The following is an 8,791-nucleotide window of genomic DNA, read 5'->3' as shown; positions in this document are numbered from 1 at the left end:
GGCTGGTCATGACTGCCTTGATGAAGCCGGCGGGCGCTACGCGCCCTTGTCTCCATCAAGGCATCGCGGCCCTTCGAAAGGCTGCTTCCCAATGTGCTATGGTCCGGAGTTTATCGCGACGGCGGTGCAGCAATGGCTCGCCCAGATCGGCGTGAAGACGCTCTACATCACGCCCGGATCGCCATGGGAGAATGGCTATTGCGAAAGCTTCAACGGATCGCTGCGTGATGAGCTGCTCAACGGAGAGATCTTCTACTCGCTTGCCGAGGCCCAAATCCTGATCGAAGCTTGGCGGCGGCATTACAACACCGTCCGGCCGCACAGCTCGCTCGGGTATCGACCACCGGCGCCCGAGGCCGTTCCATCGCCAGTGTCGCCCTCCGGTTCCGCTTCGCTCCACCTACGGCCAACACTGGCGATGGAGGCGTCAATGCACTAACAATCCGATCGGACCACTCGGTGGGGGCCGGTCAAAAATCGGTTCTCATTTCCAAATCCTCCTGATTGAAGCAATTCGGGCATGAGATGCGCCGGGACTCAGAGCCGGCGCTCTCTATGTCCTGAGGACACGGAAAATCCCGCGTCCGGGGAAAAGTTAGGAAAGCCGTTTTACCGTTTCAAGAGTGTGGGCGCCGCTCGGAATGTCGGCGATGGGTCGCGGCAGCAAGCGAAGTTTCCGCATCCCGGGGGGCTGCCGGGAGGCGGGAAACGGTATCCAGTCTGCCCCTTGGTGCAGCTTGGCGGCGAAGGGCAAGTCGAAGACATGCGATCGACGCCGCGCGGCATGGTTGCCGCGAGGCATCCTGACCGCGGAGATTGCAATGACTGTCGAAGGGCCTCTGGCAACGCCTGAAATCGGGAACTGTTACGGAGAGGCGGAGCTCGCCCGTCTTCCGGCGGCGCACCCCGCCGTGACGGCCGACCGGATCGGCGTGCTGCTCGTCAATCTTGGCACGCCCGACGCGCCGACGAGCCGCGCGGTACGGCGCTATCTCGCGGAATTTCTCTCCGACCGGCGCGTGGTCGAACTGCCCTCGCTGATCTGGCAGCCGATCCTGCGCGGGATCGTTCTTGCGGTTCGGCCGCGAAAGTCCGCCAAGGCCTATCGCGAAATCTGGACATCGGAGGGCTCGCCGCTCGCGGCGATCACCCGCCGCCAGGCAAAAGCGCTCCAGGCATCGCTTGGAGGTGATGCGGTGGTTGCGCATGCGATGCGCTATGGCAGCAGCCCGATCGCGGACGGCATCGACGCGCTTCTTACGGCAGGATGTCGCCGAATTCTCGTCGCGCCTTTATACCCGCAATATTGCGCCGCGACGACCGCGAGCGTGAGCGATGCGGTCCAGGCGCATATGGCGCGCCTGCGCTGGCAGCCGGCGCTGCGCATCCTTCCACCCTATCATGATGACGATCGCCATCTCGAGGCGCTGGCGTCGTCGCTCGGACGTGCGATCGGTGGCCTCGACTTCGTGCCCGACACGATCGTTGCAAGCTTCCACGGCATGCCCGAGCGCACCTTGCATCTCGGCGATCCCTATCATTGCATGTGCCTCAAGACCGCGCGCCGGTTGGGCGAGGTTCTGGGGAAGACTGTCGTGCCGAGCTTTCAGTCGCGCTTCGGCAAGGCCAAATGGCTGACACCGGCAACCGACATGATGCTCGAGGCGCTCGGCCGCGAAGGCCGGTCGGTGGCTGTGATCGCGCCGGGGTTCGCCGCCGATTGCCTCGAGACCCTTGAGGAAATCGCTATCCGCGGCCGCGAGCAGTTCCTTGCCGCCGGCGGCCGCCACTTCGCTTATATACCCTGTCTCAACGACAGCGATGTCGGGATGGACATGCTCACCGCCCTGGTCAGGAGCGATCTTTCGGGCTGGCTTTGAGGGCTTTCGATAAGCGGGGCCGCGCTGCGCCAACAGACGTCGCGCGGCCCCGGTGATGTATCAGGCGGGAAGCAGCACGCCGTCGATGACGTGGATCACGCCGTTCGACTGGAGAACGTCGGCGGGGCCAATCTTCGCCGTGCCGCCCTTGGCGTCGCTCACATACCAGCTGCCATCCTTCTCCCAGACGGCGAGCTTGGCGCCCTGCACCGTCGTGAGCACCGCCTTGCCGCCATTGGCCTTGGCCTGCGCCGCAATATCGGTCGCGGTCAGGCGGCCCGGCACGACATGGTAGGTCAATATGCCCGTCAGCATCGCCTTGTTCTCGGGCTTGAGCAGCGTATCGACTGTGCCGGCGGGAAGCTTGGCGAAGGCGGCGTTGGTCGGTGCAAAGACCGTGAACGGGCCGGCGCCCGAGAGCGTCTCGGCGAGGCCGGCGGCCTTGACCGCCGCGACCAGTGTCGTGTGATCTTTGGAATTGGCGGCATTTTCGACGATGGTCTTGGTCTCATACATCGCGGCGCCGCCGACCATCGGGTTCTTGGCGGCCGCGATGCCGCCGGCAAGCGCGAGCGCTGCTGTAGCAAGCGAAAGCGAGATACGGGAAATAGCCATTGGTCATTCCTTTTCGAATGTTCGTCCCGGGGGGATAGGACAGGCGTGAATTTAGGCGCCCCGCCCTGCCGGGGCGACCTGTCCTTTGGGGCGGGTTCTCCGGTCCGGCAGAGGCGGCCTTCGCCGCTAGCGATATCGGCAGTTTTCCTTCCGAGCCGCTGGAGGCAAACCGGCGGCAGGCTGAACCATCGACGCAGCCGGGCGAGAAGGGGGCTGGCATGCCATTCGAGGGATCGTTCGAAGACCGGCTGGCGCTACGCGACCTGCTCGACACCTATGCCGACGCGGTCAACCGGGCAGACAGCGAAGCCTGGGCCGCGATCTGGGACGAAGGCAGCCTATGGTCGCTTCCCGGTTTCGGGATTTTCGAGGGCAAGGCGACAATCGTCGACACCTGGCGCGCGGCGATGCGCGCCTTTCCCGACATCGTCTTTCGCGCTTGGCCGGGTTTGATCGAGGTCCGTGAAGAAAAGGCGGCCATGCGGTCCTACACCGAGGAAATCTTCCTGCGAGACGGCGCGCTTCACCGGACCCTCGGCATCTATGACGACGTCTGCCGCCGGGTCGATGGCAGGTGGCTGTTTGCAGAGCGGCGGTTCCGGCCGTTGCCGCAGCTTTCAAGAACCGAGGTGCAGGCATGAAGATCCTGATCTAGGCGGTCATCGATATCGATCCCGAGGCGCGCGGAGAGGCGCTGGCCGGCGCACGCGGCTGGATCGAAGGCGCGCTCGTACAGCCAGGCTGTCTCGCTTACGACTGGACCGCCGATCCGCATGTGGCGACGCGCATCCACGTGTTCGAGGAATGGCACGGCGAAGCTGCGCTCGCCGCGCATCTGGCCGGGCCGCAGTACAGGGGAATGCTGGGGCATATCGGCGCATTTGGCGTGCGCGCGTCGTCGAGCCGCAAATTCGCGGTGTCGCGCGAAGGCCCGGTTTACAACAGCCAAGGCGTGGCAAGCGCCGGCTTCGACTAGCCGCATGACCTTCCTTCGCTAGCCGCGCAGTGCTTCCCAGGCAGCCAGCGCCCGCGCCCGCGCCGCCTCGTGACCGACAAGCGGTGGCGGATACTTTGGTACCCGCGCATCCTGACCATGGGCCGCGACGATCTCGGTGTCCGACAGATGCGCAAGTTCGGGAACATAAGCGCGGACATAGTCGCCCATCGCGAACCGTTCGCTCTGGAGTAGCGGCGACATGATGCGCGAGAAGACTGGCGCGTCGACGCCGGTGCCCGCGACATATTGCCAGTTCATCGCGTTCGAGGCGAGATCGGCGTCGAGCAGCGTATCCCAGAACCAGCGCTCTCCCCGGCGCCAGTCGATCAGCAGATGTTTGACGAGGAAGGAGGCGGTGACCATCCGGACCCGGTTGTGCATCCATCCCATATTCCAGAGCTGACGCATACCCGCGTCGACGATTGGGTAGCCGGTCCGTCCCCGGGTCCAGGCGGTGAAGTCCCGGTCGGCTTCGGGGCCGCTCCGCCAGCCGAAATCATCGAAGGTGGGGCGCCCGTTCCGATCGCCATAATCGGGCATCTGGTCGACGAGATTGATGCCATGTTCGCGCCAGCCGAGCTCCGATCGAAAGGTCTCGGCGCCAGCATCGTCGCGCTCGCCGAGCGCATGCCAGATCGACCGGGGGCTGATTTCGCCGAAATGAAGATGCGGCGACAGCCGCGATGTCGCGGGGAGCGAGGGATAGTCGCGGCGGGCCTTATAGGCGCCGGCAAGCGGCAGCCAGTCGCGCAGCGCCCGCCAAGCACCTTTCTCGCCCGGGCGCCAGTCGCCAAATCCCGAGGCCCAGTCGGGGCTTATCGGGGTCAGGCCCCAATCGGCGAGATTGTCCGACGCCGGCCAGGCCCGAGGCGGCGTAATATGGTCGGGCGCCGCATGGGGAAGGGCGGGCGGCATGCGCTCCAGCAGCGCGCGATACCATGGCGTGAAGACGCGGTAGCGCGCGCCTTGCGCATTGGTGATGCTCTCGGGCGGCGCAAGATAATTGCCGTCGTGGAGTCGCAGTTCGAGCCTGGCGTCTATCGCTTCCTCGCAGTGCCGCCACCAGGGCTCGTAGCAGCGGGTCGCGTGCACCCTTGTGCTGCCGGCTTCTGCCGCGACGCTTTCGACTATTTCGGCGACAGCGCCGCGGCGCAGGACGAGGCGGCTGCCGCGTTTGCGAAGGCTCGCATCGAGTGCAGCGAGACTGTGATGCAGCCACCAGCGCTGCGCGCCCCCGATGGCGCGCGTTTCGGGGCTCTCGTCATCCAATATATAGAGCGGAATGACCGGGCCTTCGGCAATCGCTGCGAGGAGCGCCGGATGGTCGGTGGTGCGGAGGTCCTGGCGAAGCCACAAGATGGCGGGGGGCATGGCGGCGGTTTCCCTTTTTGGCGGGCCGTGGTGCGGGCAGTCGCTGGTTCTGCCATCGGGCACGCTCCCCCCTCCGCAAAAGATGACCTTTCGGGAAGCCCGGACGGTGCGCACTCGCATTGGCGGGGATGTCCATGCGGAGGATTGGGCGGTGCGATGGTGTCGCACCGCCCGGCGATGAACAATCACCGCCCCCCGCCGCGGCCAGGCGTAGGTCGCAAGGCGCTGGCCGCCGGCAGAACCGGAATGTCGATCCGCTCAGCCTGACATGGCATCTTCCGTGGCGCCATCAAGCCCGGAAAATTTCGGGCGTCCCCCGCTCTCGTAGCGGCGGTCGTCCATCCTGACCCCGATGTCGCCGAGAATGAGGCGCGCCGTCGCCTTCGCGCTCGCGACGACACCCGGAATGCCTGCGCCGGGATGGGTCCCCGCGCCCGTAAAATAGAGATTTTCGATGCGCGCGTCGCGGTTGTGTCCCCGAAAATAGGCGCTCTGCAGCAGAGTTGGCGTAAGGCTGAAGGCGCTCCCGAGATGCGCGGCGAGATCCTGTTCGAAGTCCGGCGGCGCATACTGGATTTGCGTGACGATCCGCGCGCCAAGGTCCGGGATCAGGCGCCGCTCGATCTCGGCGATGATGCGCTTCGCGAGGTTGGGGCCTTCGACCTCCCAGTCGAGCGGCGCATGGCCGCGATGCGGAACCGGCGCAAGCGCATAGAAGCTGCTGTGGCCCGCCGGCGCAACGCCCGGATCGCTTGCGCTCGGATGATGAAGGTAGAGCGAAAAATCTTCGGCGAGCCCGCCATTCCGGTAGATATCGTCGAGAAGCCCGCGATAGCGCGGACCGAAGAGGATCATATGGTGGGGGATCTCGGGGAAGGTGCCGCGCACACCCAGATGGAGGACGAAGAGGCTCGGCGACCAGTTCTTGCGCGCGAGGCGTCCGGCCTCGCGCTTGCCTCGCGGATGCGCAAGCAGGTCGCGGTAGCTGTGCATGAGGTCGGCGTTCGAGGCGACGAGATCGGCGCGCGCTGTGAAGCCGCTCCGCGTCATGATGCCGGTTACCCGGTCCCCTTCGGTTTCGATGCGGGCAACGGGATCGCCGAGCCTCAGCGTGCCCCCGAGACGCTCGAACAGCGTGGCCATGCCGGCGACGAGCCGGTTGGTGCCGCCGCGCGCATACCAGACGCCGCCATCCTGCTCGAGCTTGTGGATGAGCGCATAGATGCTGCTCGTCGCCATCGGGTTTCCGCCGACGAGCAGGGTGTGAAAGGACAGCGCCTCGCGCAGCTTTTCGCTCCGCACATAGCCTGCGACGGTTTGATAGACCGAGCGCCAGGCCCGGTGCCGCACAAGCGCCGGCGCCGCCTTCAGCATCGAGCGGAAGTCGAGAAAGGGGACCGCGCCGAGCTTCACATAGCCTTCCTCGTAAACCGACGCGGAAAAGCCGAGAAACCGCTCATATCCCGCGACATCGGCGGGATAGAGCGCGGCGATCTGGCGGGCGAGCGCCTCCTTGTCATTGCCATAGTCGAAGATCGATCCGTCGGGCCAGCTCAGCCGGTAAAAGGGCGAGACCGGGACGAGGTCGACATCGCGCTCGAGCCGCTGACCGCTCAGCGCCCAGAGCTCGTCAAGACAGGCCGGGTCGGTGATGACCGTCGGCCCGGCGTCGAAGGTGAAACCATCCTTCTCGAAGACATAGGCACGGCCGCCCGGTCGGTCGCGCGCTTCGACGAGCAGCGTATCGAGGCCCGCCGACTGGAGGCGGATGGCGAGCGCAAGGCCGCCGATGCCCGCTCCGATCACGATTGCGCGCGTCATCGCGGCGCCTCCGCTGCGATCGCGGCGCCGAGAACATGGCCCGACAGCCAGGCATATTCGGCAAAGCCATGGTAGAGCCAGTCGCCGCAGGCGCCGAGGCCGATGGCAGGGTTCCACAGCAGCTTCGGATCCTGTCCCGATGGCTGAGAGAATAGCCAACGATGGGCCGCGATATGGCTTGGGGCGGGCAATTCGCGGCCGGCGACCTTTCCGAGTTCGGCAAGCAGCAGACGTGCGACGCTCGCGCTTTCGCTGGCCAGATGCGCTTCCGACCAGGTCCAGTCGGCTTGCACCACCCACCGTTCGCCCGGCGCGCGTCCGGGCTTGGCGCTGTCGCGTGCCGCGGTCACGAGTGAGCCCGCGCCGCGAAGGAAATCGGGGAGCTCCTCGATCCGTTCCTCGAAGGCGAACATCGCGGTCCAGCAAGGATTATAGCGCACCGCCATGGCCGCGCGCGCCATCTCGAAATCATGGAGCGACAGAAGCGGGGCGGCCTGCTCGGCCGGAATGGCGATCACCGCCGTATCGAATTTGCCGAGCCGCCTGGCTTCGCTGTGGAGCGTCCAGCCGGTGCGGGATCTGGTCAGGGCCGTGACCGGTCGTGACAGGCGGACATCGAGATCGTCCGCGAGGGTTTTGAGCGGCGCGGTCATGGTCGGCGTGCCGACCCAGCTGTCCGCGCCCGCGACTGGCCAGCGCGCCGCGAGACCCGCCTTCTCCCACGCGGCGACCAGCCTCGTAAAACCTTCGGAGCGCGCCGTGAAATGCGTTGCGCCATGATCGAATGCGACCCCGGGATCGCCCGGCTCCGCGCGGCGGGTCGCGAGGCGGCCGCCGATGCCGCGGGATTTGTCGAAAAGCGTTGCCTCCAGCCCGGCATCGCGCAGCCGCCGCGCACAGGCGAGCCCGGCAATGCCGGCTCCAATGATCGCGACCCGCATCAGACCTTGGTCTCGCGGTCGCCGCGATGGCACGCACGATGGCCAGCCGCCGCCGGTGAGCCTGCCCGTGCCGTCGACATGCGGGGCGTCATGCGCAATTTTTTCCGGTTCGTCGCATTTGTCATCGGCGCAGGCTTGCATGAGCAAGGGGAAGTGTCGCAACATGTCCCTTGGGCATCCAGGGGTGAGCGGGCGGATATTATGTCATTGAAGACAATGATCGCGGCTAGCCCGATCGCCGCGGTGATCAGCGATCCGCGCCTCCCCGATAACCCGATCGTCGAGTGCAATGCGGCTTTTTCGGCGCTCACCGGCTATGGACCGGAGGAAATCGTCGGGCGCAATTGCCGCTTCCTCGCCGGCCCCGCTACCGAAGCCGAACTGACCGAAACTTTAAGGATCGCCATCCGGGAGCGGAGGCCGGCTCTCGTGGAGATCCTCAACTACCGGAAAGACGGAACGCCGTTTCGCAATGCCGTGCTGGTAGCGCCGATTTTCGGCCCCGACGGAACTCTTGAGTATTTTCTCGGCTCGCAAATCGAGATCGACGAGGCGGGCGAGGCGGTGGGAGGACGGAGCGCGCGGGCGCGGGCGCAGATCGAGGCGCTCTCGCCGCGGCAGCGCGAGGTGCTGAAGCTGATGGCGAGCGGCCAGCTCAACAAGCAGATCGCGTTCACGCTGTCGCTGTCGGAGCGCACGATCAAGATGCACCGCGCTGCGCTGCTGCGCGCGCTCGGCGTCGAAACGACGGCCGATGCGATCCGGCTCGCGGTCGAGGCCGGCTTCTAGGCACCGATCTACCTTCCCTTTGAGGCATATGGGAGATCGCGCCGCCGCCGATTAAGCATCCGATAGCCGAAGCAATTTCATAGCCGGGAAGGGCAGCATTTGAGCGGTAAGCGCGCATTGGTGATTGGAAGCGGTGGCGGCATCGGCGCCGCGCTTGTCGATCAACTTGTCGTATCGGGTCGATTTGACCGCGTCTATGCAGGAAGCAGGCGGCCCGAGGCGTCGAACGATCCCAGTGTGAAACGGCTGACGACGGATATACTGGATGACGACACGCTTGGTGACACGCCTCGAAGAGGAGACCCGGATCGGCAAAGGCGGGACCCTGGCGGCGCAGCTGTCGCGGCTCGACCTGCTCGTGCTCGACGAGCTCGGTT

9 protein-coding genes are annotated in these 8,791 nt (G+C 65.8%); 5 read left to right on the top strand and 4 right to left on the bottom strand.

Features of this window, described 5'->3' with window-relative positions:
• On the top strand, nt 1–439 hold a 439-nt coding region (locus ABS88_RS24420), incomplete at its 5' end, for an integrase core domain-containing protein (protein ID WP_286750857.1).
• Between the two features lie 382 nt (nt 440–821).
• Nucleotides 822–1,880, top strand: a complete 1,059-nt coding sequence (gene hemH, locus ABS88_RS24415; protein ID WP_286750856.1) for a ferrochelatase — start codon at nt 822–824, stop codon at nt 1,878–1,880.
• A 60-nt stretch (nt 1,881–1,940) separates the two neighbouring features.
• On the opposite strand, the gene ABS88_RS24410 is transcribed toward hemH, so the two are convergent.
• Nucleotides 1,941–2,495 (bottom strand): fasciclin domain-containing protein, encoded by a 555-nt coding sequence (locus ABS88_RS24410; RefSeq protein WP_286750855.1) that lies wholly within the window; start codon nt 2,493–2,495, stop codon nt 1,941–1,943.
• Between the two features lie 218 nt (nt 2,496–2,713).
• Here ABS88_RS24410 and ABS88_RS24405 point away from each other — a divergent pair, with 218 nt between their 5' ends.
• On the top strand, nt 2,714–3,136 hold the full coding sequence (locus ABS88_RS24405; protein WP_286750854.1) for a nuclear transport factor 2 family protein: 423 nt from the start codon (nt 2,714–2,716) through the stop codon (nt 3,134–3,136).
• Between the two features lie 20 nt (nt 3,137–3,156).
• On the top strand, nt 3,157–3,471 hold the full coding sequence (locus tag ABS88_RS24400) for a putative quinol monooxygenase (protein WP_082797044.1): 315 nt from the start codon (nt 3,157–3,159) through the stop codon (nt 3,469–3,471).
• An 18-nt stretch (nt 3,472–3,489) separates the two neighbouring features.
• Here the strand turns inward: ABS88_RS24400 and ABS88_RS24395 are convergent, their stop codons facing one another.
• The 3 genes from ABS88_RS24395 to ABS88_RS24385 form a co-directional block, all read right to left on the bottom strand.
• Complete coding sequence (locus ABS88_RS24395) at nt 3,490–4,863, bottom strand: cryptochrome/photolyase family protein (protein ID WP_286750853.1); 1,374 nt, start codon at nt 4,861–4,863, stop codon at nt 3,490–3,492.
• Between the two features lie 258 nt (nt 4,864–5,121).
• Nucleotides 5,122–6,684 (bottom strand): phytoene desaturase, encoded by a 1,563-nt coding sequence (locus tag ABS88_RS24390; protein WP_082797045.1) that lies wholly within the window; start codon nt 6,682–6,684, stop codon nt 5,122–5,124.
• A complete protein-coding gene (locus tag ABS88_RS24385) occupies nt 6,681–7,625 on the bottom strand; it encodes an NAD(P)/FAD-dependent oxidoreductase (protein WP_286750852.1) in 945 nt (314 codons plus the stop codon). Before ABS88_RS24385 ends, ABS88_RS24390 begins: the two co-directional genes overlap by 4 nt.
• A gap of 201 nt (nt 7,626–7,826) precedes the next feature.
• Here ABS88_RS24385 and ABS88_RS24380 point away from each other — a divergent pair, with 201 nt between their 5' ends.
• Entirely contained in the window at nt 7,827–8,414 is a 588-nt protein-coding gene (locus ABS88_RS24380) for a PAS domain-containing protein (protein WP_286750858.1), read from the top strand.
• Nucleotides 8,415–8,791: the final 377 nt, after the last annotated feature.

It is taken from the genome of Sphingopyxis sp. SCN 67-31, assembly GCF_001725095.1.
Note: the sequence above shows the minus strand (reverse complement) of the source record. Positions and strands in the feature narration are given on the sequence as shown.